The organism is Solibacillus sp. FSL W7-1436 (assembly GCF_038007305.1).
Taxonomy (GTDB): Bacteria; Bacillota; Bacilli; order Bacillales_A; family Planococcaceae; genus Solibacillus.
In genome coordinates this window covers 1,889,586-1,913,286 of the sequence record NZ_JBBOWV010000001.1, presented here as the reverse complement: position 1 = coordinate 1,913,286, position 23,701 = coordinate 1,889,586, and the positions used below count along the sequence as shown (strand labels likewise).

The 23,701-nt window shown below is 40.5% G+C and carries 20 protein-coding genes and 1 pseudogene; 9 read left to right on the top strand and 12 right to left on the bottom strand.

Annotated elements, in window-relative coordinates; translation table 11 throughout:
- Positions 1–76 precede the first annotated feature (76 nt).
- Both MKX73_RS09585 and MKX73_RS09580 read right to left on the bottom strand, forming a co-directional pair.
- Positions 77–1,330 (bottom strand): Y-family DNA polymerase, encoded by a 1,254-nt coding sequence (locus MKX73_RS09585; RefSeq protein ID WP_340717231.1) that lies wholly within the window; start codon positions 1,328–1,330, stop codon positions 77–79.
- Between the two features lie 176 nt (positions 1,331–1,506).
- On the bottom strand, positions 1,507–2,298 hold the full coding sequence (locus MKX73_RS09580; RefSeq protein WP_340718879.1) for a carbon-nitrogen family hydrolase: 792 nt from the start codon (positions 2,296–2,298) through the stop codon (positions 1,507–1,509).
- A 152-nt stretch (positions 2,299–2,450) separates the two neighbouring features.
- On the opposite strand from MKX73_RS09580, the gene MKX73_RS09575 reads away from it, so the two are divergent.
- Positions 2,451–3,635 (top strand): pyridoxal phosphate-dependent aminotransferase, encoded by a 1,185-nt coding sequence (locus tag MKX73_RS09575; RefSeq protein WP_445783309.1) that lies wholly within the window; start codon positions 2,451–2,453, stop codon positions 3,633–3,635.
- Positions 3,636–3,849: 214 nt separating this feature from the next.
- Here the strand turns inward: MKX73_RS09575 and MKX73_RS09570 are convergent, their stop codons facing one another.
- From MKX73_RS09570 to MKX73_RS09555, 4 genes are all read right to left on the bottom strand, one after another.
- The gene (locus tag MKX73_RS09570) at positions 3,850–5,040 is read right to left on the bottom strand and encodes a glycine C-acetyltransferase (protein ID WP_340717230.1); all 1,191 of its coding nucleotides are present in this window, start codon (positions 5,038–5,040) and stop codon (positions 3,850–3,852) included.
- Between the two features lie 58 nt (positions 5,041–5,098).
- Positions 5,099–5,716 carry a YczE/YyaS/YitT family protein gene (locus MKX73_RS09565; protein WP_340717229.1) on the bottom strand — a complete coding sequence of 206 codons (618 nt, stop codon included), beginning with the start codon at positions 5,714–5,716 and terminating at the stop codon, positions 5,099–5,101.
- 14 nt (positions 5,717–5,730) lie between these two features.
- Entirely contained in the window at positions 5,731–6,219 is a 489-nt protein-coding gene (ybaK, locus tag MKX73_RS09560) for a Cys-tRNA(Pro) deacylase (RefSeq protein ID WP_340717228.1), read from the bottom strand.
- Between the two features lie 130 nt (positions 6,220–6,349).
- Positions 6,350–6,964 (bottom strand): hypothetical protein, encoded by a 615-nt coding sequence (locus tag MKX73_RS09555; protein WP_340717227.1) that lies wholly within the window; start codon positions 6,962–6,964, stop codon positions 6,350–6,352.
- A gap of 271 nt (positions 6,965–7,235) precedes the next feature.
- On the opposite strand from MKX73_RS09555, the gene MKX73_RS09550 reads away from it, so the two are divergent.
- Complete coding sequence (locus tag MKX73_RS09550) at positions 7,236–8,096, top strand: EAL domain-containing protein (RefSeq protein ID WP_340717226.1); 861 nt, start codon at positions 7,236–7,238, stop codon at positions 8,094–8,096.
- Positions 8,097–8,423: 327 nt separating this feature from the next.
- A complete protein-coding gene (locus tag MKX73_RS09545; protein WP_340717225.1) occupies positions 8,424–9,353 on the top strand; it encodes an EamA family transporter in 930 nt (309 codons plus the stop codon).
- 124 nt (positions 9,354–9,477) lie between these two features.
- Here MKX73_RS09545 and MKX73_RS09540 read toward each other — a convergent pair whose 3' ends face one another.
- The gene (locus tag MKX73_RS09540) at positions 9,478–9,813 is read right to left on the bottom strand and encodes a hypothetical protein (protein ID WP_340717224.1); all 336 of its coding nucleotides are present in this window, start codon (positions 9,811–9,813) and stop codon (positions 9,478–9,480) included.
- A gap of 273 nt (positions 9,814–10,086) precedes the next feature.
- Between MKX73_RS09540 and MKX73_RS09535 the strand changes: the two genes are divergently transcribed.
- Together MKX73_RS09535 and MKX73_RS09530 are read left to right on the top strand one after the other, a co-directional pair.
- The gene (locus MKX73_RS09535) at positions 10,087–10,530 is read left to right on the top strand and encodes a GNAT family N-acetyltransferase (protein WP_340717223.1); all 444 of its coding nucleotides are present in this window, start codon (positions 10,087–10,089) and stop codon (positions 10,528–10,530) included.
- Positions 10,531–10,541: 11 nt separating this feature from the next.
- The gene (locus tag MKX73_RS09530) at positions 10,542–10,817 is read left to right on the top strand and encodes a hypothetical protein (RefSeq protein WP_340717222.1); all 276 of its coding nucleotides are present in this window, start codon (positions 10,542–10,544) and stop codon (positions 10,815–10,817) included.
- A gap of 93 nt (positions 10,818–10,910) precedes the next feature.
- Here MKX73_RS09530 and helD read toward each other — a convergent pair whose 3' ends face one another.
- The 3 genes from helD to MKX73_RS09515 form a co-directional block, all read right to left on the bottom strand.
- Positions 10,911–13,271, bottom strand: a complete 2,361-nt coding sequence (gene helD / locus MKX73_RS09525; RefSeq protein WP_340717221.1) for an RNA polymerase recycling motor HelD — start codon at positions 13,269–13,271, stop codon at positions 10,911–10,913.
- A gap of 358 nt (positions 13,272–13,629) precedes the next feature.
- The gene (locus tag MKX73_RS09520; RefSeq protein WP_340717220.1) at positions 13,630–14,493 is read right to left on the bottom strand and encodes a glycine betaine ABC transporter substrate-binding protein; all 864 of its coding nucleotides are present in this window, start codon (positions 14,491–14,493) and stop codon (positions 13,630–13,632) included.
- A 168-nt stretch (positions 14,494–14,661) separates the two neighbouring features.
- On the bottom strand, positions 14,662–15,510 hold the full coding sequence (locus MKX73_RS09515) for an MBL fold metallo-hydrolase (protein ID WP_340717219.1): 849 nt from the start codon (positions 15,508–15,510) through the stop codon (positions 14,662–14,664).
- Between the two features lie 336 nt (positions 15,511–15,846).
- Here MKX73_RS09515 and MKX73_RS09510 point away from each other — a divergent pair, with 336 nt between their 5' ends.
- A complete protein-coding gene (locus tag MKX73_RS09510; RefSeq protein WP_340717218.1) occupies positions 15,847–16,827 on the top strand; it encodes an SMP-30/gluconolactonase/LRE family protein in 981 nt (326 codons plus the stop codon).
- A gap of 353 nt (positions 16,828–17,180) precedes the next feature.
- On the opposite strand, the gene MKX73_RS09505 is transcribed toward MKX73_RS09510, so the two are convergent.
- Together MKX73_RS09505 and MKX73_RS09500 are read right to left on the bottom strand one after the other, a co-directional pair.
- Positions 17,181–18,611, bottom strand: a complete 1,431-nt coding sequence (locus MKX73_RS09505; protein WP_340717217.1) for an alanine/glycine:cation symporter family protein — start codon at positions 18,609–18,611, stop codon at positions 17,181–17,183.
- A gap of 252 nt (positions 18,612–18,863) precedes the next feature.
- Positions 18,864–20,681, bottom strand: a complete 1,818-nt coding sequence (locus MKX73_RS09500) for a helix-turn-helix domain-containing protein (RefSeq protein ID WP_340717216.1) — start codon at positions 20,679–20,681, stop codon at positions 18,864–18,866.
- Between the two features lie 143 nt (positions 20,682–20,824).
- Between MKX73_RS09500 and MKX73_RS09495 the strand changes: the two genes are divergently transcribed.
- From MKX73_RS09495 to MKX73_RS09485, 3 genes and pseudogenes are all read left to right on the top strand, one after another.
- Complete coding sequence (locus MKX73_RS09495; RefSeq protein WP_340717215.1) at positions 20,825–21,535, top strand: DUF5058 family protein; 711 nt, start codon at positions 20,825–20,827, stop codon at positions 21,533–21,535.
- A gap of 19 nt (positions 21,536–21,554) precedes the next feature.
- Positions 21,555–21,842, top strand: coding sequence for a hypothetical protein (locus MKX73_RS09490; RefSeq protein WP_340717214.1), 288 nt, complete (start codon positions 21,555–21,557; stop codon positions 21,840–21,842).
- Between the two features lie 26 nt (positions 21,843–21,868).
- A pseudogene (locus MKX73_RS09485) lies at positions 21,869–23,415 on the top strand (IS3 family transposase).
- Positions 23,416–23,701: the final 286 nt, after the last annotated feature.

Genomic DNA, 23,701 nt, shown 5'->3' with positions numbered 1-23,701 from the left:
CGTTGACACTCAAGCATCATACAGGAGGGCTTTTTTGTTTTCAAGTCCCCGAAAATCTTTCTAACAGGAATGCTCCTTATTGTTTATGCCCGCCTACTAATTTAGCCCGCGTCAGTGCAGTGCCCGCTTCCGTATAGGAAACCGCACGCAATATCGCTGTTGTGCCGTATTTTGTACGTAAACGGTCCATCGTTTCCCCAAGCCTGCGGTTGCGCCAACGCATCTCATCGAACAGGCTGAGCTGCATTGAATATTCACTTTCAATATTGCTTAATGTAATCGTAACTTTACGTGCCGGTCGTTCGGCGTAAAATTCGTCGAACAGCTGCTTGCACACTTCAAAAATTTTCAGTGTATCGTTTGTCGGCTCATCGATTGTGCGTGAACGGTGAAACCCGCCTCCGAAAGCATCCTTACTGTAACTTAGTCCCAATGAAATCGTCCGGCCGATTTTTTTCGCTTCCCGCGCACGCCTTGCCACATCTTCACACATTTCCAGCAATACGACTAAAATTTCCTTTCGACTGCGATAATCGCGCATCAGCATCTGCCCTTTACCGAAGCTGATCTGTCCTTGCATAATTGGCGCACCGACTGTCGAGTGATCGATTCCCCAAGCATGGTAATAAAGCTGGTTCCCAAGAACTCCGAAACGCTTTTCAAGTAACGCTAAATCAGCATGTGCCAAATCATAGACAGAGTATATGCCCATATGATTCAGCGTTCTTTCTGTACGGCCGCCGATGCCCCACATCGTGGACAGCGGCATGATCGGCCACAGTTTTTCCGGTACATCATTATATGTCCATTTCGCAAATCCCGTCTTTTTTGCTTCGATGTCGAGCGCCAGTTTTGCCATCAGCATATTCGGCCCAAAACCGACTGCACACGGAATTTCAAATTGATTGTAAACGAGCTGCTGAATGTATTTTGCCGTTTCTTCGGGCGGTCCCCATAACTTTTCGGTTCCGGTTAAATCGATAAAACTTTCGTCGACGCTATATACATGAATGGCCTCTTTTGGAACAAACTCGTTGAACAGGCGTGTAATTTCCATTGATATGCGAATAAATAACGACATCCGCGGCTCAAAAAGACGAATATCCGGATGTGGCGGAATTTCGTATAATCGCGAACCTGTACGAATATTAAAGCGTTTTTTCATCGGAGGGGACGCTGCAAGCACAACACTCCCCTTTTGCTGAAAATTTCCGACAATCGCAATCGGGACTTCCATTACATTTAAATTTTCAACCGATGCAATACAGCTTGCATAAAAACTGCGCATATCAATACAAATAATCGAACGTTCCGGCGCATTTTCATACATAAAGCTCATCTCCTTATATCGAACGTTTGTTCTTATATTAAAATGAGACGTGTGAGATGGCAAGTGGAAAGTAGTGGTTGTTTTGGTTGGGGAGAATTTTTTTATTGCATCAGTGAGTTAATTTGCTGCTTAATGCAAAAAAGCGCACCGGCATTCATCCGGTACGCTTTTAAAATTTATTCTTTTATTACTTTTTCATAGAGACCCGGACGGCGATCTTCGTATACAGGGATGCGGCCGCGCACTTCATCGACCGTTGAAAAATCAACCTCAATAATCGCCAGCTCCTCATCGTCTGCACCTGTCCAAAGTACCTCACCCCATGGCCCGATAATCATTGACTGGCCATTGAAGTTTTCCACTTTACGGGCAATACGGTTTACCGCAACGACGAAGCACTGGTTTTCAATTGCTCGCGCCTGCAGTAATATTTTCCAGTGATCGATACGTGGTGTCGGCCATTGTGCTGGAATGAACAGCACCTTAGCACCATCTAACGCATGAGAACGCAGCCATTCCGGGAAGCGAATATCATAGCAAATTGCACCGCCCGCTTCGAGCTCACCTAATGCGAAACGGTTCATGTCACTGCCGGATTCCAAATACAGATGCTCATCCATTAAACGGAATAAATGCACTTTACTGTACTCGCCGACTAATTCACCATCGCGATTGTACGTATACATCGTATTGTAAAACTTATCATCACGCTTCACCGATACTGATCCACCTACAATATGTACCGCCAATTCTTTTGAAAGACTGCTTAAAAAGGCTTTCGTACGTTCACCATTTTCATCTGCCAGCTCTTCCAGTTTTTCGAGCGCATAGCCCGTATTCCACATTTCCGGTAATACGATAATTTCAGCGCCGCCTGCTGCCGCTTCGCGAATAAATTTCTCCGCGCGTTCATAGTTTTCATCTACCTTGCCAAAACCAACATTCAATTGAATACAACCGATTTTCATAACTGCCACCGCCTTAAAAAATTCCGTGCGAATCAATTTTCGCATATTCGTACTCATTGTAACATCTCACTGCAAGTTGTCAAAATCTTCACTTTACTTAAGTGAAGTTTTAGACTAATATTAACCTTACTATTTTTCAGAGGTGATAAAGAATGATCGAATTCTCGAAAAAGCTGCAACAGTTACCACCACAGTTTTTCGCAGCACTTGTAAACAAAGTAAATGAAGCGCTTGCCCAAGGGCGTGATGTGATTAATTTAGGTCAGGGGAATCCGGACCAGCCAACACCGGCACATATTGTGGAAGCACTGCAAAATGCGGCAAATGATCCCCAAACACATAAATATTCTCCATTCCGCGGTATTGCAGAGCTCAAACAGGCAGCTGCGGACTTCTATAAACGTGAATATAATGTCGATATTGATCCCGCTACAGAAGTAGCTGTTCTTGGCGGAACGAAAATCGGTTTAGTCGAACTTCCGCTCGGACTCCTGAATCCTGGCGATTATATGCTACTCCCAGATCCGGGATATCCCGATTACTTATCCGGTGTCGCACTTGCAGATGTCAAGTTTGATACGATGCCGCTTCAAGAGGAAAATCACTTTTTGCCGGACTATGAAACATTGTCCGAGGAAATTAAAAACCGGGCGAAATTGATGTATTTAAACTATCCGAACAATCCTACTGGCGGTGTTGCGACATATGAATTTTTTGAACAGACCGTACAGTTCGCTAAAGAGAATAACATTGCGGTTGCCCATGACTTCGCTTACGGGGCAATAGGCTTTGATGGTGAACGTCCGCCAAGCTTCCTGCAGGCACCCGGTGCAAAAGATGTCGGCATTGAGCTTTATACATTGTCCAAATCGTATAATATGGCTGGCTGGCGCATCGGCTTTGCTGTCGGTAATGCAAAAATGATTGAAGCGATCAATATTATTCAGGACCATCTATTTTGCAGCCAGTTCCCTGCGATTCAGCATGCAGCAGCCGTCGCACTGAATGAGGAGCAATCCTGTGTAGAGGAATTGCGTGCATTATACGAGCGTCGGCGCAATGTACTCGTTGAAGAGGCCCATAAAATCGGCTGGGAAATCACGGCACCAAAAGGCTCATTCTTTGCATGGCTGCCCGTACCTGCACCATATACGAGTGAACTGTTTGCCGATTTTTTACTGGAAAGAGCGGATATTGCCGTTGCAGCCGGCAATGGGTTTGGTGAGTACGGCGAAGGCTATATTCGCGTCGGACTGCTCGTCGATGAAGAACGTTTGCGCGAAGCAATGCAGCGTGTCGCGAAGCTTGGTCTGTTTAAGGAGACGGTTTTGAAATAGCTTTTGATTATTCAGTTATCCAAATGCGGCGATTTATTTGCCGCATTTTTTGTTTTATCCTCACTTTCGGTTAAATAATCCTCAAATCATATTCAGTAATCCTCACTTGCCTTTACTTAATCCTCAATCTCCTCTCAGTAATCCTCAATTGCACTTACTTAATCCTCAACAAAAAAGCTCAGCACCATCTAAAAAGTGCTGAGCTTTACATTGCTTATTTAATTACTTCCAACTCGCGGCCTACTTTTTCGTAAATCGCCAGTGCTTCATCGAGCATTTCTTTCGTATGTGCTGCTGTTGGCATATTGCGCACGCGGCCTGTTCCTTTTGGCACTGTCGGGAACACGATTGCTTTTGCGTACACACCTTCTTCAAGCAAGCGTTTCGAGAATTGCTGTGTCAGCTTTTCTTCGCCAATAATACATGGTGTAATCGGTGTTTCCGATTCCCCGATATTAAAGCCAAGTTTTGCTAGGCCATCTTTTAAATACTGACCGTTTTCCCAAAGCTTGTCATGCAACTCAGTCGATTCCATAATCATCTCTACAGCACGTGTAATCGCCGCAACATCCCCTGGCGGTAATGCTGTTGAGAATAAAAATGGACGGGAACGGACCTTTAGCCAGTCGATCAGATTTTTCTTCCCTGCTACATAGCCGCCAACAACACCGATTGCTTTTGACAATGTACCGATTTGGAAGTCGATATCGTGCTGCAGACCGAACTGCTTCACTGTTCCGGCACCTTTACCTGTAACACCTGAACCGTGTGCATCGTCTACATACGTAATTAAATCAAACTCTTTTGCGATTTCCACGATTTCCGGAAGCTTGGCAATATCGCCATCCATCGAGAAAACACCATCAGTAATGACCATTACTTTATTGTAAAGGCCAGATTCTGTTGCATCTTTTGCTTTTGCGCGTAAATCATCCATATCTGAATGGGCGAATGGGATAATTTTTGCTTTAGATAAACGGCAGCCATCGATAATTGAAGCATGGTTTAATGCATCCGATAAAATCGCATCATTTTTGTCCATAACAGCAGAAATTGCCGCCATATTACAATTGAAGCCTGATTGGTAGCTGATCGCTGCTTCTGTACCTTTAAATTTCGCCAATGTTTCTTCCAGTTTTACGTGTAGATCGAGCGTGCCGTTAATTGTACGAACAGCCCCTGCACCAACACCATATGAGGCGATTGTATCCTGAGCAATTTTTTTCAGCTCATCGTTCGTCGCCAAACCTAAGTAGTTGTTTGATGACAGGTTTACAAGCTGTTTGCCTCCAACTTTAATAATCGGGCCATTTGCTCCCTCTACCGGATCGATTTCGTTGTATAAACCTTGTGCTTGTAGTGCCAGTAAGTTTTCATCCAAAAAGGTGTCTAATACGTTTGACATGCGCGTTCATCCTTTCAATATCTATTTCCATTATATTTTAGCACAGAGAATGAAAATTTTATGTAAGTGGCTCTCCGATTATCTCCTCAAGCTTTCTTTTAAAGAAAAATAGTGAAGGCTGAATGACATAACCTGTGCCGAGCGCTAAAATAACTGTCCCGAAACCAACAGGACCACCAAGCAGCCATCCGGCACCTGTCGCAAATACTTCCATTACGAGCCGCCCTGTTTTCACAGAATAGCCTTTACTCGCAATAATCATCATAATCGTATCACGCGGACCTTCGCCAAGACTTGCCGCAATATAGAGTGCACAACCAATGCTCATTACAAAAAAGCCGGCTGTAAAATACGAAAGTTCCAGTATAAAAATACTCGTCTCTGGCAGAAGCCAGTTGAACAAATCAATAAATGAACCGATGAACAGCATATTTAAAAACGTCGCAAGCTTCGGAATACGTTTCAAATAAATAGATGTTCCGATAATAATCGTCAGACCCGTTAAAATCGACCAGGAACCGATCGTCAATCCAACTTGCTTATAAAGACCAATATGGAAAACATCCCATGGAGCTGTTCCGACAACATTCCCTTTAATCGTCATCGTAATACCAAGCGCCATGATCATCATCCCTACAAAAAAACTTCCCCATTGCCATTTAAATTTCTTCGACACAACAATCCTTCTTTCTATTTAGAGACAATCGATGCAAATTGCCCGTTCGTTGCCTTTTTCAAATCTTCCGGTGCAAGTTTAATCTGCATCCCGATTTTTCCTGCACTGACAAATATATAATCTAGTGCAGTTGCCGCTTCTTCAATAATTGTCGGAAACAGTTTTTTCATGCCGATCGGCGAGCAGCCCCCCCGAATATAACCGGTTAAGCCAAGCAGCTCCTTAACAGGAAGCATCTCGATTTTCTTTTGCCCTGCCACTTTTGCTGCGGCCTTTAAATTCAATTCCGCATCTACCGGAATGACGAAAACAAAATAATTGCCTTTTCCTGCAGTTGCGACCAGAGTTTTATAGACATGAAGGGCAGGCTGGCCGATTTTGCCGGCAACGGTCAATCCATCCACCGCTTCCCCGTCGTTAATCGTATACTCAAAGATTTCATGTATGATTTTTTTCTGCTCAATTAAACGGACTGCATTTGTTTTTGCTTGCTTCTTCGCCAAAAAGACCACTCCATATTCTTAACTTTGGAAATATTATACCATTGAATGATTTGTTAAGTGCTATGCTTTAATACGCATTTTATAATTTACTTAAATGTAAAAAACCCACTCCATCTGAGCGGGTTTATTATCATGCAGTTTTCGAAAAAACAGATTCCTCTGCTGAACGGTAACCGTTGTTCACCATGGCAATATGTGCGCTGTATTTTTGTGCAGCTATATTGAATGAACGCTGGAATAACCTCTTTTCCAACTCTCGGCCAAATACAGTTTGCTCTTCTGGATTACGTGCAAAATCTTGCTTGAACTTTTCCGGTATTGTATAGGAAAGACTTTCGTTGGAAAACGAGACGAGTTCCTCTGGTTGTACTTGCTCTGTATGTTGGTTTCGAGTGTTTGCCGGCATTTGCGGAATGGAAGTTGATACTTTTGCTGCTGTAAGTATATCTTGAGGTGAAGGGACAGTCGATGCTAGACGCATATTATCCAATATTGGTGTTTGTGTATACGTGATGTCATTTACTGCTGCAAGATTTTCGGCCTGCTTGGCATTGTCCTGCATCAGCAAATCTTTTTCTGTTTTACCGGAAAGCAAGTTTTCCAGTACTTTTAGCAGTGGGTTTTTACTTGGATCCGTATATTGTGCATGCTTTTTATATGCTTCGCCCGCCTCTTTGCGGAGCTGGGAGCGTTTTCTTTCCTCTGATTCTGAACTAATGCCTCGTACCAAGCTATTAATCTTCATCTTCTTCACCCCTTTTGTAAAAGTTACATTAATTTTTTATTAATATACCAACATATCCAGCTTTTATATAGAAGGTATTCACGAATTGTTCATATTCAGAACTTTCCTACCAACCTACCTTGTATTCTCAACCTATACAATGGCCTATCCATTATTTTTAATACAAGTACCCATTACCTATAACAAAAAAACCAATCTTTACACTGGCTTTATAATATGAAAACAATTTCCGTTTAAAATTAAGAATCATAACTTCAGGTAGGAGCATTCCATGAAAACATTCGTAAATTCAACGCCGAACAATTCAATTGATTTCAAGGGAATGATGCAGCGGTTTCTGTTAAGGAGCAAAACGATCCGCCATCTCTCCCGGTCATTAGCATTGAAAAACATCATGGCACAGGAGGCAATGAATACATATTTTCAGCCTATTTATGATGTAAAAAACAATACGACATTTGGTTTTGAAGCATTGAACCGGCCTCTTGCGCTGAAGCTTTTTCAAACGGCGGATATTTTCTATGAATTTGTCGGACAAACGGATAAAGTCTTTTTGTTCGAATGCTTTTGCCGGAATCTTTCGCTCGTTCGCTATCACAAAAAATTGCTCAATTACAATTCGACGAAAGATATCACATTGTTTATCAATATCCATCCAAATGTATTGCTCGATAAAAATTATCATAGCGGTGAAACGAGGGCTTTGCTGGAAAGATTGGGTATTTCCCCTGAGCAGGTTGTATTTGAGCTGACGGAGCGCAGTGCTCTCGGAGATTTCGAGGAATTTGCACGGGTCCTTTCCCACTACCGGTCACAAGGTTATTGGATTGCGGTTGATGATGTCGGTTCAGGCTACAATAGTCTAAAAACATTAATTTACTTAAAGCCGGAATTTATTAAACTGGATCGTTCACTTATTCAAAATATCAATCAGCATAAAGCGCAGCAGCAGCTTTTAACAGTCATTTTAAATTATGCGATCGAATCGGGGACAAAAGTAATTGCTGAAGGCATTGAAACAAAGGCGGAATATGAATTTATCCAATCAGTTGGCGTTCATTATGCGCAAGGCTACGCAATTGGGCGCCCTCAAGAGGATTTAGTAGAAGGAATAAATCCGAGCCCTGAATGAATCGGAAAATCTAATAGGCGACTGAATATCACTTATTAGATGTTCAGTCGCCTAAATTTTATTGGTTAATACCTATTGAAATTCACCGATCGATTTATGGCTGCCCCAGACGCATACTTTCTATACAACTTTGTAGGTCATAACGTGCTACTTCTTCCATGTAATTTATTTCAAACTAAAATATCTTTATTCCAAGATAAATTTACCCTATAATTATATTAGTTCACAATAATTTCTGTTTAGATGCAGAACCCATTAAGTCTGCCTGTTTTAGTATACGGGTAAGACACTATCATTTTTTTCAAGCACTATTGGAGGTTTATAGAAATGAAGATAAATAAAGGAGTATTCTTTGTACTGCTCGGTGCAGGATGCTTTGGATTTACACCGGTTTTTGCCAAAACAGGGTTCGGCTATGGCTATTCCCTTGGTCAAATCAACCTTGTCCAAATGGTCATTTCCTTTCTGCTGTTATGGTCGATCACTTTCCTGAAAGGGTTCGGGATGAAGGGGCTGACTAAAAAGAACATCCTTCCTATTATGATTACCGGCTGTTTTATCGGTTTAACAAGTATTTTTTATTATGGTGCAATGCAGTATTTGCCTGCTTCACTGGCTATCATTTTAATGTTCCAGTTTGTTTGGATCGGCATTCTGTTCGAATGGGCTTTCAATAAAATTAAGCCCGCGCCAATTACTATTTTTGCGATTGTTCTTATTTTAATAGGTGTATTTTTTGCATCGAATATTTTAACCGGCGATATACAAGGCCTACCGATTAAAGGATTTGTAATGGGTATATTGTCTGCCTTTACTTATGCTGCCTTTATCTTTTTCAGCGGGAAAGTTGCTGTTGAAGTACATCCACTAACCCGTACTTCTTTAATGGTGACGGGTTCCACGATCTTGGTATTTCTTATCTTTATGAAGGACATCCCTGCAGTATTTCCTCTTGAAGGAAACTTGGTGATGAGTGCTGCCGGGGTTTCATTGTTTGGAGCCGTATTGCCGCCGCTGTTTTATGCAGTTGGTGCACCACTCATTTCAGGAGGTTTGGCGAATATATTAACTTCTGTTGAACTGCCTGTAGCGATTTTATCGGCAAGCATTATTTTGGCTGAAACGGTCACAGCTTTGCAATGGATTGGAATCGTACTGATACTCGTAGCGATTGTATTAAATGAAATCGGTCCAAACATCATTCGGATGAGAAACCGTACAAAAAGAACAATTCTTCGTCCACATAATAAAAATTAATCAGAATGCTAATCAACCTCTGTGCAAACAGCAGTTGATTAGCGTCTTTTTATGTACAAAACAAAAAAGCTTATCAATAATTTTCTATTGATAGGCTAAATTGATAGTTCCGCATATCTATTTATTATTTGAAGAGATTCAGCATTGCGCCTACTTGTCTCATTGTATTAATTCCATTCGTTATTGTCCCCACATGGCCCATCACTGTATTTAAATTATCGGATAGACCGCTAAAGCGAGACCCTTGCTGCTGTTGTTGTTGTTGTGGATAGAGATTGAATTGCTGTTGCCCCTGTCTTGGATTTACAGGATATGGCGGGTAAAAAGCTTCCCTCGGTCTTGCAAATTCATTTGGACGAGGCATTCCTATCTGCTGTCTTCCCATTTGTGGTGGAGGACCAAATTGTTGTCCATTTGGCGGAAACATCCCAGATCTGAAATTTTGCCCAAAAAACGGCATATTATTCACCTCCTTGTTAAGTTTGACCTCTAACCTAGTATATGTTCATGATTTTTCGCAATATAGACATTTGAAATACGCAGATGAAACGTTAATTGTTCAATGTAATCCCCCTCACCGTAAGATTTTTGGGACTTTCAGCCGTTTTTCCGCTTCAATTAAGTTTATTTAAATTCGGTCATATGCAACATTTAATTCCAATTCCTTTTATGGTATTAATTGTTAGTAAACAATGCATAACAAGTCATTTTACATGAGAGAGGGACAAAAGAAATGCTGAATTTAAAAACGATTACAAAAGACAATTGGATAAATGCAATCTCGCTAAAAGTACGGGAAGATCAAGTGAAGTTTGTCGCCTCGAATGCAGTGTCACTGGCACAGCTGAACTTTCTGGAAAATTTCCATGCAAAAGGCATTTACTATGGTGAAGAAATGGTCGGTTTCACCCTTTATGGGCTGGATGAAGATGATCATGAATACTGGATTTACCGTATGATGATCGACCAAAAACATCAGGGGAAAGGTTATGGCAAAGAGGCCGTTCAGCTCATAATAGAAGATATTCGAACAATGAAAGAGCCTCACCATCAAACGATTACCCTCTCCTATGAACCTGACAATGCGCATGCAAAGCGCATCTATGAAAAAATGGGCTTCCAGGAAATTGACGGCCTTGTTATTGAAGGTGAGCAAGTAGCGCGCTATACGTATTAGGAGAAACAGCAATGCGGATAATAAAGATTGTGTTACTGGCGTTACTGGCAATTCCGGCGTTCTTTATTTTAATACTGACGATTGCTTCATTTGATTATTTTTACTACCCGATTATAGGCTACCAAGCGGAAAATGCCGCCGAAGCTTCTCTTGAAGAAAAATATAACGAAGACTTTGTGATTGATGAATCCACCTACTCCAAACCATTGGGCAATGATTACGGGAATTATCATATTATCGCCTATCCAAAGTCAAGTACACGGGGAAATGTGGATTCCGGTTATTAAGAAATAACAGGTAAGATTTTGATTCTAACCCGAAAATTAAAACGGAGCCCGGTACAAACCCGGACTCCGTTTTCGTTAGTTTTAATGAAACAACTACCTAACGCTTTCTGAATGCAACTCAAGTTGTACAAGGTTTTTTTCTAAAGCCTTTTGCATAAAAAGACTCGGTTTTCCTACGCTGTACAATTGCAGCACGTGCATTGCTCTTGTGCAGGCTGTATAAAAAATTCTGCGTAAACTTTCATCCCCATATACGTTTTCAGATACGTTGTAAATGATGACCGCTTCAAACTCGATCCCCTTCGCTAAATAAGAAGGGATGACTACAACCCCTTGCTCGAATTCCGCAGTACCGCTTTTTATCAGCTTAATTCCGTCAATTTTATTTAACGTCTCAAATGCTGTCTTACTTTCTTCTGCTGATTTACAAATGACTGCGATACTGCCATAGCCTTCACTTTGCAATTTCGAAATGCTGGACATAATGCGTTCGTGCAATTGTGTATGATTTTCCACTTGGTTTAATAACGGCAGCTCTCCAGCACGTTCAAACGGAATGATCTCTTTCCCATTTGCAATGAGACTCCGTGTAAATTCAATAATCGGCTTCGTCGAACGATAACTTCGGGTCATGTTGATCACTTCCGTCTGTTCTTCCCCATAAAGGTGGTTAAGCATTTGAAAATCTCCAATTCCACTTGCATGAGCAAAAATAGCCTGATTAAAATCACCTAGCACCGTCATTTTGGCAGAAGGGAATAAGCGCTTCAGAAATTCAAATTGAAATGGCGAATAATCCTGTGCCTCATCAATGAGAATATGCTTGATCGAACGGTTCGTTTGAAAACCTTGGATCAATTCCTGCAAAAACAGAAATGGTGTCGCGTCTTCATAATACAGCGTTCCCGATTCCAACATTTGAAGGGTATCTTCACATATCGCTTCCCATTCATCTGGTACTTCTCCATTTAATTGCTGTTGCATCAATAATGGATCTGTAAAAAGCTGTTTATAAACGCCTTCTAAATCAATAAAGTCCAGTGTTTGAATTTGTTTTCTCACTGCCTTCAATTTCAGGCGGACGATTACTTGAATAAGCGCGTCATGATCCATTTCGTAATCTCCCTGCTCTTCTCGTTCAAAGCCATTTTTCTTCGCTAAATATTTGTGGATTTTATGGTACGTCTCATCGCTCAGTAGCTCAATTTCCTCCTCTACCCATGGCTGAGAACGTTCTGTTTTTTCTAGTTCTTTAATTTTACTCATTAGCCAGTCTTTCAGTTTTTCAAGTCTGCTTTGAAAGCTCAGGGAAATATGATCCCGATAAAACTTCTCCGACAATTGCTGTGCCGAAATGATTGTTTTCCCTCTGAACTTAATATCTTTAAATAGCAGGTCCGATTTTTCCAAAGTTTCTCGGTATAATTTTATCGCCTCAACATATTTGACAGATGCTTTGAATTGAATGCCTTTTATTCTTGCGCTATACGAAGGGCTATTTGCTGCAGTCAGCACATATTCCAATTGGTGATATGGATTTTCTAAGTGAAAATCTTTACTTAAACGGTGATCCAAATATTCCTGGAATGTAACTTGCTGCATATTTTCTTCCCCAAGCTCCGGAAGTACGTTGGAAACATAGCTATTAAACATAGCATTTGGTGAAAATAATATAATTTGGTCGGCTTTTATACGGTCCCGGTATTTATATAATAGAAATGCGATTCTTTGTAATGCAGCAGAAGTTTTACCACTGCCTGCTGCACCGTGCACAATGAGCATACGCCCTTGATCATGGCGTATAATACGGTTTTGATCCTTTTGAATCGTTGCTACGATACTTTGCATATACTTATCCGCGCCTTTTCCAAGCACCTTCTGTAAAATTTCGTCACCAATCGTGAGACTAGTGTCAAACATCGATTGCAGTTTCCCGTTACGAATAACATATTGCCACTTTTTCTCGAGATCGCCGTAAACCTTCCCACCGGGCGTTTTATACTGTGCAGGACCAGGCTCATAATCATAATAGACACTTGAAATCGGTGCTCTCCAGTCATAAATCAGGAAGTCCTCACCACTTGCATCCATCAAAGATGAAATCCCAATATAAATTTTCTCCTGCTCCGAAAAACCTTCTTCAAGAAAATCAATTCGTCCAAAATAAGGGACCGACTTCATCCGATGCAGGACAGCTAATCTTTTGGATGCGTGATGATGCGTACTTTCTCCAACAGCTAATGCCTGCGCTTCTTGTCTTAAGTTAATAACGGTTTCCAAAAAATCATCAAACGAATCCGTATTCACTTTGATTTCATCCCAAAAATGCTTACGTGTATTTACCACTTCATTTCGGAGCTTTAACGTTTCTGATTCCAGTTGATGTGTTTGATCATTTATTACGTTCACGACACTGTTTAACCGCTTTTGTTCGTCCAGGAAATCTGCTTTCATAACATTCACTCCTTGAAAATATTTAAGAGTTGACTAATAAAGAATTTTTATATATAATTAAGGTAAGGAATAATATACGCATATTTATTGTTTTTTTGCGCATATCTATATAAATTTACCACGTGTCAGCATTTTTTACAATGCATTTGGCAGGTGTATTTTTTTGTTTAAAAATAGTTCTACTTTAAATAAGCTGCACAGCAGAAAAAATCACTTACGATTCACTTTCTTATTGTACCCAGAAAAAGAACCCCCTAATTCGTTGGGCATCAACAATTAGGGGGTTCTTTTCAAAATCGCAGCCACTTCGAATGGAGACTCACGATTTGTTATTCATTTTAAAACCGATTAGGGAACTTTATTTAACTTCTTTTGTCCATTCGGCTACTTTAGCTTCATTTTCTTCAATCCATTTTTTTGCTGCATCTTTCGGATCCATGCCTTCCATAATATCGTACATAACACTTTCTATATCTTCCGGAGTCCAGTGGAAATTATCGAGAACACTGTATGCCTCAGGGTTATCTTCCTTGAATCCATTCCGCGCAAATGTACCGATATACTCTTCAGTTCCATACATCCCTTTTGGATCATCTAAATATTTCAGATCAAATAAGTTAAATTTCCAGTGAGGAGACCAGCCTGTCACTATAATTTCTTCTTCATTCTGAATTGCTTGCTTAAGAGCCCCTGTCATCGCTACTGAAGAAGAGCTGAGTACCGTCCACCCTTCAAGGTTAGGGTATATCTCATACGCCTTTTCTGTAGTTCCCGTAATATTTGCTCCTGGTTCAATGCCCGTTATCGTTTTACCTGCCTCATCAGTTAAATCTTCGATAGAGTCCACATCCATATAACTCGGGACTACTAACCCGATTTTTCCACCTGCCAGATTTTCACCTAAATCATCTATACGACCTTTGTACTTCTCAACTTGCGGAGCATGCGTCTGTGGCAGCCATGCTGAAACCATGCCATCAACTTCCCCATTGGCAAGAGCTTCCCACATAATTCCGTTATCTAAAGGCGTGAGGGTTACATCGTATCCTAAATCTTCCAGAACTTGCCCTACTACATGAGTGGAGGCAACTTCAGTCTCCCATTCTACATAAGCTAAGTTGACGGCTTGTTTTTCTGTACCATCAACTTCAGAAGAACATGCAGCTAGCAATAAACTTAATGCTAAAATTAATCCTAGCTTTGGTAAACTAATGAATTTCATAAAATCTTCCCTTCTGATTGTTTTACTGACCGTGAATTTTATGTAAAAAATATCTAACAACTTATAATTATAAATGGGTTGTTACTTTTGTCAAATCGCCATAAAAAAACGCCTAACCGTTTCATCAACAATTAGACGTTTTTTCAAATTCAATTATGAAGCGAACAGTTAATAGCCATTCACAAAGTCGGAAATGGTTTCTAATTCTTCTTCGGTAAGTTCCCTTTTTATATAGTCGCCGTATTTCTTCACAATTTTCGACTGATCCCCATTACAATCCTCTGTAAATTTCGCAATCGTTCTAAGCAAAGCGACTTCTTTATCGAAATCTTCTTTTGAGATTGGCTGTTGATGTGAAGGAATATAAGTTTCTGCATCAAACGTTTCCAGTAAATCTAATACCCGTAACGTTTCACTAATTGTATAGTGTACTTTTTCGGCATACATTCTCGGATAAATGCAGTCTCCTAGGAACAGAATCTTCTCTTCTTTAATGTACACAATGACAGAATCTGCAGCATGGTCCCCTCCGACATGCTGTACGATACAAGTGACACCACCCAGATCTATCTCTGCTCTGTTCTCTATCGTTATATCCGGCAGCGTAATGTTAATGTTCCGGTGATTACTGTATTCTTCCTTAATTGCTTTCGCACAAAATTCAATTTCCACGCCTTCTTTTACTCGTGCATCGATGGCTCCATCTGACCACGAAAACGGGATAAGCTTCTCCATTTCCTCTTTAGTCTCTTTGGACGCAATTGAAACAGTATTTGCTAATGCGGAAAGTCCAAAAATATGATCCCAATGCCAATGTGTCAGGACAATTAAATCCGGATCAGGAATTCCCCTTTTTATAAGTTCCCCCAGAAAATAATTCACATGTTCTTCCGAGTTGCCTGCATCAATCATTAATGTCTTTTTACTGCCAACCACCATCCCTAAAATCGGACGGTCAGTCAACGATACAGGAGTGATATACCAGAAACTTCCCCCTATTTTATGTATAGCGTGCATAAGGTCGCCCCTTTCTACTTATATTTTGAGTCAATTGATGATTCTATTTCTCATATTTCATTATATAGATGGAACCTAACAAACAGGCTTACTATTTTATAAATCATCATTCTTTAAAAACAGCTATTGTCCGATTACGTAGTAAGTATATTGTTTTTGCATCAATAATAATCCAAATTTTCAGTATAACAAATAAATACTATTCTAAATAGATAAAATTACTACTTTATATTTGTTTCATTCGAGTACTTTTTCTGCTATTTAGACCGCCGAACAACTGGTAGGATACAAAGAATATAAGCGCTTATATTCTAAAATAGTTAATAGGAGGTATTTATGAAGTCTAAAAAAGGTGCACTTGCATGGATATTGGTTCTTGTTCTCTCGCTTATAACGGTCACATTTGCTGGTGCAAAGGCATTGTATGAAACAAAACCAGTGCCGGCAGAAGAAAGACATAACATTTCCGAAATCATTCATCAGAGTAGTAAATGGGAAAAGGTTGCTACTGGCAGCGGGTTCATGGAAGGTATTAACTTCGATCGTAATGGAAACATCTGGTTAGTCAGCCCGACAACTGGTGAAATTCTAACAATAAAAGACAACAAAGTTAAAACAGTTTTAGGAAATAAAGATACATTAATGCCGATTGGGGCAAAGTTCCACAAAGATGGCCGCTTATTTATAACGGATGGTAAAGGGGAACTTTATTCTTACAATCCTGCTACCGGTGAACGCAAAACCGTTATCAATTCTTACGATGGGCAGCCTTTAAACGGTTTAAATGACCTTGTTTTTGATGAAACGGGCGGACTTTATTTTACTGAGCCAATGGGTTCCAGTGCTACTCATCCAACAGGTCGTGTCTTCTACCTACCTCCTGGCGAAACGGAAGCAATCCTCTTCTCGGAGAATATTGCTTATCCAAATGGAATCGCAATTTCAGCAAACGGCCAGCGTGTCTATATTTCGGAGTTTGATAAAAATCAAATTCTCTCTGTCCCTTCTGTGAATGCCGAAAATTCCCCTGAATCACCGTTTATTTTCGGTCGTTTTGAAGGTGGAATCGGTCCGGACGGATTAGCCGTAGACGCTGAAGGCAATCTGTACGTAGCCCATTTCCAAGCCGGAGAAGTTGTAGTGCTTGATGCAGATGGTTTTAAATACGGAACAATCCGCCTTCCTGAAGATGCAGGAACATTCGCAACCAATTTAGCTTTTTATGATGGATATCTCTATGTAACGGAGTCATCAAAAAATGAAGTTTGGCGTATTCAAGTGAAAAAGAAGGGTCTGCAGCCATACGGGTTAAACTAGACTCGCTTCTAATTATATTTCTTTGGGTTAGATAACCTTCATCTCTTGAAAAAAGTGGGTGGAATATAACCCAAAAATGCCATTCTTCTCTGAGAGAGAAAAATGGCATTTTTTTGCTGAGCGTTAAAAATTGATTTCCATTCCGGGACGCTTTCCGCGGGCGTGGCCTGAGCCTGTAGTCTCAGGCGTCACGCTATTCCCGCTGGAGTCGCCCTGCATTCCAATCAATTTTTCAATATATCCGTTTTTTTAATAAAGGCGGCTTCCCTCTTATTTAACGGTAATCCTACTTATGTCACTGCCTTTCTTTTCAAGTTCTAATAAATATTTCGTCACGCTGGCAATACTTTAATTTAACGTTTTCTTTCTACTTTTTCATCTTCTCCCCAGCATTCCACTTCACCTATATTAGGTACGTTTTTCTTATAGAATACCGGATCTTTGCCTTGCTTGCGCTGATTTAAATAATCATTAACAACCGGTTTGGCTACTTTCCAAAGTTGGAGAACAGCAATTAAGTTGATAATTGCCATAAAAGCCATAAATAGGTCCGCTAAATCCCATACAATCTGTACTTTTGCAATTGAACCAAACATAACGAAAAGTACGACGAATACACGGAATACTAATAAGCCCGTTTTGGACTCTTTTATAAAACTAATATTCGACTCACCATAGTAGTAATTTCCGATAACTGTACTAAAGGCAAACATAAATACAATGATCGCCAGGAAGCTTCCTGCCCAATCCCCTAAACTATCAACTAAAGAGGCTTGCGTTAAATTGACTGAAGTTGCGTCAGACTGCAGATATGCATCGCCTAATAATACGATTGCTGCTGTTGCTGTACATACAACCAATGTGTCAATAAATACACCAAGCGCTTGGATCAGTCCTTGCTTAACCGGATGGGAAACATCTGCTGTTGCTGCTGCGTTAGGTGCAGATCCTATCCCTGCTTCATTGGAGAATAATCCGCGTTTAATCCCATTCATAATTGCCGCACCGATCATTCCCGCAAATGCTTCTTCCAATCCAAAGGCCGACTTTATGATAAGGAGAAAAACACCCGGAATTTCGGTAATATTGAGGACTACAACAATAAGTGCGATGATAATATACAAAATTGCCATAACAGGAACAACTATTTGAGTAAAACTTACAATCCTTTTTAACCCACCGAAAACAATAACCCCTGTTAAGGCAGCCAATACTAACCCTACAACAAGACGATTGGCACCGAAACTCTCTTCAAATGCAATGGAAATCGTATTTGCCTGGACGGAATTAAAAATAAAGCCATAAGTAATTGTAATAACAACGGCAAAAAGAATGCCCATCCATCTTTTATTTAAACCTTTTTCCATATAGTAGGCAGGGCCACCACGAAATAACCCGGTACTACTATCTTTAACTTTATATACTTGTGCTAATGTACTTTCAATCAGTGCAGATGCTGCCCCGATGAGCGCAATCATCCACATCCAAAATATCGCACCGGGACCGCCAAGAGCAATGGCCGTAGCAACACCCGCTATATTACCTGTTCCGATACGGGAAGCAGCAGATATGGTAAAAGCCTGGAAAGAAGAGATACCTTTTTTTCCTGACTGATCTGTTGGTGCCGCTTCTGTAATAAGTTTAAGCATTTCTTTGATTAATCGAAACTGAATAAACTTAGTTTTGAACGTTAAAAATATACCCGTTCCTACTAATAAAACTATTAATACATATGAATATAATATTGTATTTACTTCTCCCAATATATTGCCAAACCAATCCATTGTTTCACATCCTCTATTTTTTCAACTTTTCTATTGGCCCTACTACTCCGATAACTTTAAAAATACTTTATCTTCCCGAATACAAATTCACTTCCCTGCGCAAACCGTTAGCCAATATCATTTTTTCAACATATCTTTACTACCCAATGTCGACTTTTCCTATTTTATACTCACTTGAATTTTTAGTATACATTTTTATTCAGGTGCATTAATTTACCAGAAGTACAGTTCCCCTCACTCACTGCTCTATATTTATTCTCTTTTTTCTGCAGGTGTTAAATAATTTTCCTTCAAATAACATGCTAATTGTATTTTCAAAGCGTCCTCCTGTAGTTGCAAAGAGATATTTAACATCTGCTCAATCCGGTTTAGGCGCTGGTACAAGGTGTTGGTGTGGATATGTAAATGCTGGGCTGTTTGCTGAATGGAACGGTTAAACTTAAAATAGGCAAGCAATGTTTCATATAGGTGGATTTTATTCGACTGAACTAATAGCTCCCCAATTTGTTCATGAATGAAGTTTTCCAAATCTTGTGGCGGGATTTGTAAAACTAACTGATTGAGTCCGATTTTATCGTAGCTTGTAATCGTCCATTCATCACGGACTTGTAAAAAGCGTAAAGTTTGCAGTGCTTCCTCGAAAAGAACAGAAACAGTCTGAAGCGTCTTATACTGTTTACTGATGGCACAACGGAAAAGCGGCTTATGCTGTAAATGCCAACTTTTTTGAAGCCTTGAAAATGTTTCGTTTAATGTTGTAAGTGTTATTGGTGACGGTACACCGATTAATAAAGTGATTTTATTTTTTTCATAAAACAGTAATTTCCGTTCACCTGAAAATTTTTCTTTCAGCAGCGAGATGAACTGATGCAAATGCTGATCAATCGATAACATGTCCGCCGTTTGTTTGAACTCGATAATACAGAGCCGGTAGTAATCCTGCATATCCAAATCCATGTGGTATGCCGTTGATGCAATTGATTTTTGATTCGGTGCATCAATAATTTGGTGGAATGTTTCCTGGATTCTTTTATTATGGAGTTCAAGAACATTTTTATTGCGTAAAATTTGCAGCGTTAATATATTGGCCCCCTGCTCCAATGTTTGCCGATCTTTGTAGGCAATGACGTCTTTCTGTTCAATAATCATACTCCCTAAACAAATATCCAAATTATAGAGAGGATAAACAATAAAACTGCGGTCATTTTTAAGTCGGTATTCAAATGGATTCATTTTAAAGAGTAATTGTTTTCTTATTTTAGTTTTTGTGTGATGGGGAATGGACAGATTATCTTCGAAAAAAACATCATCATATGCATCATAAAAACCGATTGGCATTTGCGTTAAATTTTGCAGTTCATTCAAAATGACGGATATCGGTTCATTTTGCAAGAGCAATTGATTTAATCTGGCATGCACGTCATAGCGTTGTTTAAGAAGGGTATGTTTTGTCTCTAATGCTAGGGATAATTCGTGCGCTTCTTTTACTTTTTCAATCATCTGTTCATAATACTGGGCTTTTTGAATGGCCACCCCTACCTGATCGGCAAAGGCTTGAAAAAATAATAGATCTTCTTGTGTGAGGTCTCTTTTCTTTTGGAGTTGGTGAAGGATCATGATGCCAATTGGCTTAGTATCAACCGTTATCGGTACACAAAGAGCTGCCTGCGGGACATTTGCACTCTTTAAAATTGTCTGTAAGTTACGAGGGCTTACATTTTGATGGTACATAGCAGCCATAATTTCATCGTAACTGTTAAAGAACTCACCGATTCCTGTCGCAAAAACACGACCTGTTATGGCCTCATTTGGCTTTGTTTGAAATTGCTCAATTAGCGGAGGAAAATGAATATAGGTTTTAGGGATAAGGCATTGTTTTTGTTCATCAAAAAGCATTAAATACCCCGCATCCGCTTCAGGAATAACGTCCAGTGCATGACGCATGATTGTATGTAATACTTCATCAATATGGAGTTTGGATGTGATCGTCCGGATACTTTCCACGAGGATAGATAACTGTTTATTGGATAGTGTTAATTGACGTAGAATTGCTTCTTGTCCATCTGACATAGACATTCCCCTCTTTCTTAAATATATAGAATATTCCATAATTTTATTTATAAATATAGAGGATTACACATTGTTTCGCAATACGTAAACAAAGTATAGTGTAAAAAAACTGAATTGTCCGTCAATTAAAAGGAGGGGTCTTTTTGAACTTAGCATCAGAAATTATGGATCATCCGGTGTTATGGGTTTTATCATTTGTCGTTGTGCTTATCGTAATTTTCCAAGCCATTGTCTTTATACGTATATCGAAAAAAGTTGCACCGGAAGTCGGCTTAACGAACAAGGAAGTCACTTCTATTATCCGAACAGGTGCAATCAGTTCACTCGGTCCGTCATTTGCCATTATCATCGTTGCCATTTCATTAATCACTTTAATTGGTGAACCAACAACAATGATGCGAATCGGTATCGTGGGGTCCGCACCAATCGAGACGGTAGGAGCAAGTCTCGGAGCGGAAGCGGCAGGTGAACAGTTAAGCGACAAAAACTTCTCGGCACAAGCATTTACAGCAGCAGCGTGGACAATGTGTTTAGGCGGCATGGGCTGGCTCCTTGTAACAGCACTATTCACGAAATCCCTTGGCCGTCTTCAAGGTAAATTAACAAGCGGCGGCGGTAACCGGGCAAAGTGGTTGAGCGTCGTTTCGACTGCAGCAATGATTGGTGCTTTCGGGTATTTTGGCGGGGGCCAGATCGCAAAAGGCATGAATGAAACGATTATTTTTTTAGTCGCTTTAGTTGTCATGCCGGCTATTATGTGGGCCGCACAACGGTTCAACCTGAATTGGCTCCGTGAATGGTCGCTAGGATTAGTTATTTTAGTCGGTATGAGCGTCGGGTATTTTTTAGTTTAATAGAAGGAGGATGATGAAAATGGTCGTTTTAGAGCGTCACACAACAGTTGCTTCACCTGCAAAAAGCGAGGAAAACTTTGCAGCGTTTCATAGTCAGGCACATTTCTGGGGGCGACTTACTATTTGGGGTGTTATCATTTGTACGATTGCCCTTCCCCTCTATTTATCATTTGGCCTAGGGTATCATCCAGGTTGGTCTGTCATTTTAACAGGATTTTTAAGTTACGGGTCTGTTGTAGCAATCATCTGGTTTGCCCCCTCTGTTAGGATAGATGTCGTACCGAGCTTACGTGGTATAGTAAAGTAAAAACACGGAGGTCGAGACGAATGACAATGAAAAGAGAACGTATCCGCTACACGGCTGAACAAAAACAAGCCGTTGTTGCACGCATGATGCCACCACAAAACGAAGCGGTAGCGAAAATAAATGAGGAAACAGGCATTACAGAAGCTACCCTATATAAATGGCGCAAGGAAGCACGTGCAGCAGGTAGTGCAACACCTGGCAATGGTCAAACAAGCGATAAATGGAGCAGCCATGATAAATTTTTAGTAGTAATGGAAACCTTCTCGATGAATGAAGCTGAGTTAGCGGAATATTGTCGTCGAAAAGGCTTATATCGTGAGCAGATCGAAGCATGGAAAGAAGTTTGTCTTCAGGCAAATGGTCAGGCATTTGATCAGGCAAAGCAGTTGAATGGGCAATTAAAGGAAGAAAAGCAACGGGCAAAGGCGTTGGAGAAGGACTTACAGAAGAAAGAAAAGGCATTGGCAGAAGCGGCAGCCTTATTACTCCTTCGAAAAAAGGCCCAAGCGATTTGGGGGGACGACGAGGAAGAATGACCTGCCCGTCAAATCGCAAACTCGCAGTAGAATTGATTCAAGAAGCGAACCGAAACGGGGCGCGATTGGCAAAAGCATGTGAAGAATTGCATATTAGTGTTCGCACGTATGAACGTTGGGTAAAGGACGGGGAAATCCAGTTGGACCAACGCCTTATCGCCAAGCGTCCCCTACCGAAAAATAAGCTGTCCGAAGAAGAACGAACAGAGATTTTAACCGTTGTGAAGCAGGATGAATATGCCGATTTACCGCCAACGCAAATTTTCCCAAAGTTAGCAGATCAAGGAACGTACATCGCTTCAGAATCAACATTTTACCGTGTATTACGCGAAGAAAAGATGCAAAATCACCGAGGCTTTAGTCAAAAACCGACGAAGCGGGTACCGGAAAGTCATCTCGCTGTGGCACCGAATCAAGTATGGACATGGGACATTACGTGGTTAGCAGGACCTGTGAAAGGTATGTTTTATCGTCTTTATTTAATCATTGATTTATTTAGTCGCAAGGTTGTCGGCTGGGAGGTTTGGGAAACCGAAGAAGCAAACTATGCGGAGCAACTGGTGCAAAAAGCGGTACTGAATGAAAAAATTCAAGGTGCACCACTCGTCCTTCATTCGGATAATGGCAGCCCGATGAAAGCCTCCACTTTTCAAGGGTTTCTGGAGAAAATGGGTATTCAAAGCTCGTATTCAAGACCACGTGTCAGCAACGATAATCCCTATTCAGAAGCGATGTTTCGGACGTTGAAATACCGCCCTGATTTCCCGCGAAAAGGGTTTAAGTCTTTAGAGGAAGCACGTGCTTGGGCAATAAAATTTATTCGTTGGTACAACGAAGTACATTTACATAGCGCCCTGAAATTTGTGACGCCGGTGCAGTGCCATACTGGTAAACATATCGGAATTTTAGAGAAAAGAAAATTAGTGTATGAAGAAGCCAAACAAAAGCATCCAGAACGTTGGGCTGGGCAGACACGCAATTGGTCAGCGCAACAACAAGTCGCACTGAATCCGATAAAAGAAGTCGTTCAGGAATAAAAAATCCCCCTTTTCCCTGTTGAAGTTCAATGGAAAGTGATTTTCTTTCCATTGAACATCCACAGGACAGCAAGCACAGCGCGCTAGCTTCGATTGAATTGGGGATTTGATTGGAACGAATAGGAGTTTAGTAGAAAAGTAAAATAGCTCGATGCGACAACTATATTGACAAACACCGGTTTCAAATCAGAACTAGTTAATTGTTTAATAATTTTTTCTCTTTCTTTTAATAAATCATCTTTTTTAAATCTATAATACTTAGAAGAATTAATGTTTAAGTATGCGG

Coding starts and splice junctions, on each gene's coding strand:
- MKX73_RS09585 (WP_340717231.1), bottom strand. CDS start 1,330: ATGTATGAAAATGCGCCGGAACGTTCGATTATTTGTATTGATATGCGC.
- MKX73_RS09580 (WP_340718879.1), bottom strand. CDS start 2,298: ATGAAAATCGGTTGTATTCAATTGAATGTTGGTTTTGGCAAGGTAGAT.
- MKX73_RS09575 (WP_445783309.1), top strand. CDS start 2,451: ATGATCGAATTCTCGAAAAAGCTGCAACAGTTACCACCACAGTTTTTC.
- MKX73_RS09570 (WP_340717230.1), bottom strand. CDS start 5,040: ATGTCAAACGTATTAGACACCTTTTTGGATGAAAACTTACTGGCACTA.
- MKX73_RS09555 (WP_340717227.1), bottom strand. CDS start 6,964: ATGAAGATTAATAGCTTGGTACGAGGCATTAGTTCAGAATCAGAGGAA.
- MKX73_RS09550 (WP_340717226.1), top strand. CDS start 7,236: ATGAAAACATTCGTAAATTCAACGCCGAACAATTCAATTGATTTCAAG.
- MKX73_RS09545 (WP_340717225.1), top strand. CDS start 8,424: ATGAAGATAAATAAAGGAGTATTCTTTGTACTGCTCGGTGCAGGATGC.
- MKX73_RS09540 (WP_340717224.1), bottom strand. CDS start 9,813: ATGCCGTTTTTTGGGCAAAATTTCAGATCTGGGATGTTTCCGCCAAAT.
- MKX73_RS09535 (WP_340717223.1), top strand. CDS start 10,087: ATGCTGAATTTAAAAACGATTACAAAAGACAATTGGATAAATGCAATC.
- MKX73_RS09530 (WP_340717222.1), top strand. CDS start 10,542: ATGCGGATAATAAAGATTGTGTTACTGGCGTTACTGGCAATTCCGGCG.
- helD (WP_340717221.1), bottom strand. CDS start 13,271: ATGAAAGCAGATTTCCTGGACGAACAAAAGCGGTTAAACAGTGTCGTG.
- MKX73_RS09520 (WP_340717220.1), bottom strand. CDS start 14,493: ATGAAATTCATTAGTTTACCAAAGCTAGGATTAATTTTAGCATTAAGT.
- MKX73_RS09515 (WP_340717219.1), bottom strand. CDS start 15,510: ATGCACGCTATACATAAAATAGGGGGAAGTTTCTGGTATATCACTCCT.
- MKX73_RS09510 (WP_340717218.1), top strand. CDS start 15,847: ATGAAGTCTAAAAAAGGTGCACTTGCATGGATATTGGTTCTTGTTCTC.
- MKX73_RS09505 (WP_340717217.1), bottom strand. CDS start 18,611: ATGGATTGGTTTGGCAATATATTGGGAGAAGTAAATACAATATTATAT.
- MKX73_RS09500 (WP_340717216.1), bottom strand. CDS start 20,681: ATGTCAGATGGACAAGAAGCAATTCTACGTCAATTAACACTATCCAAT.
- MKX73_RS09490 (WP_340717214.1), top strand. CDS start 21,555: ATGGTCGTTTTAGAGCGTCACACAACAGTTGCTTCACCTGCAAAAAGC.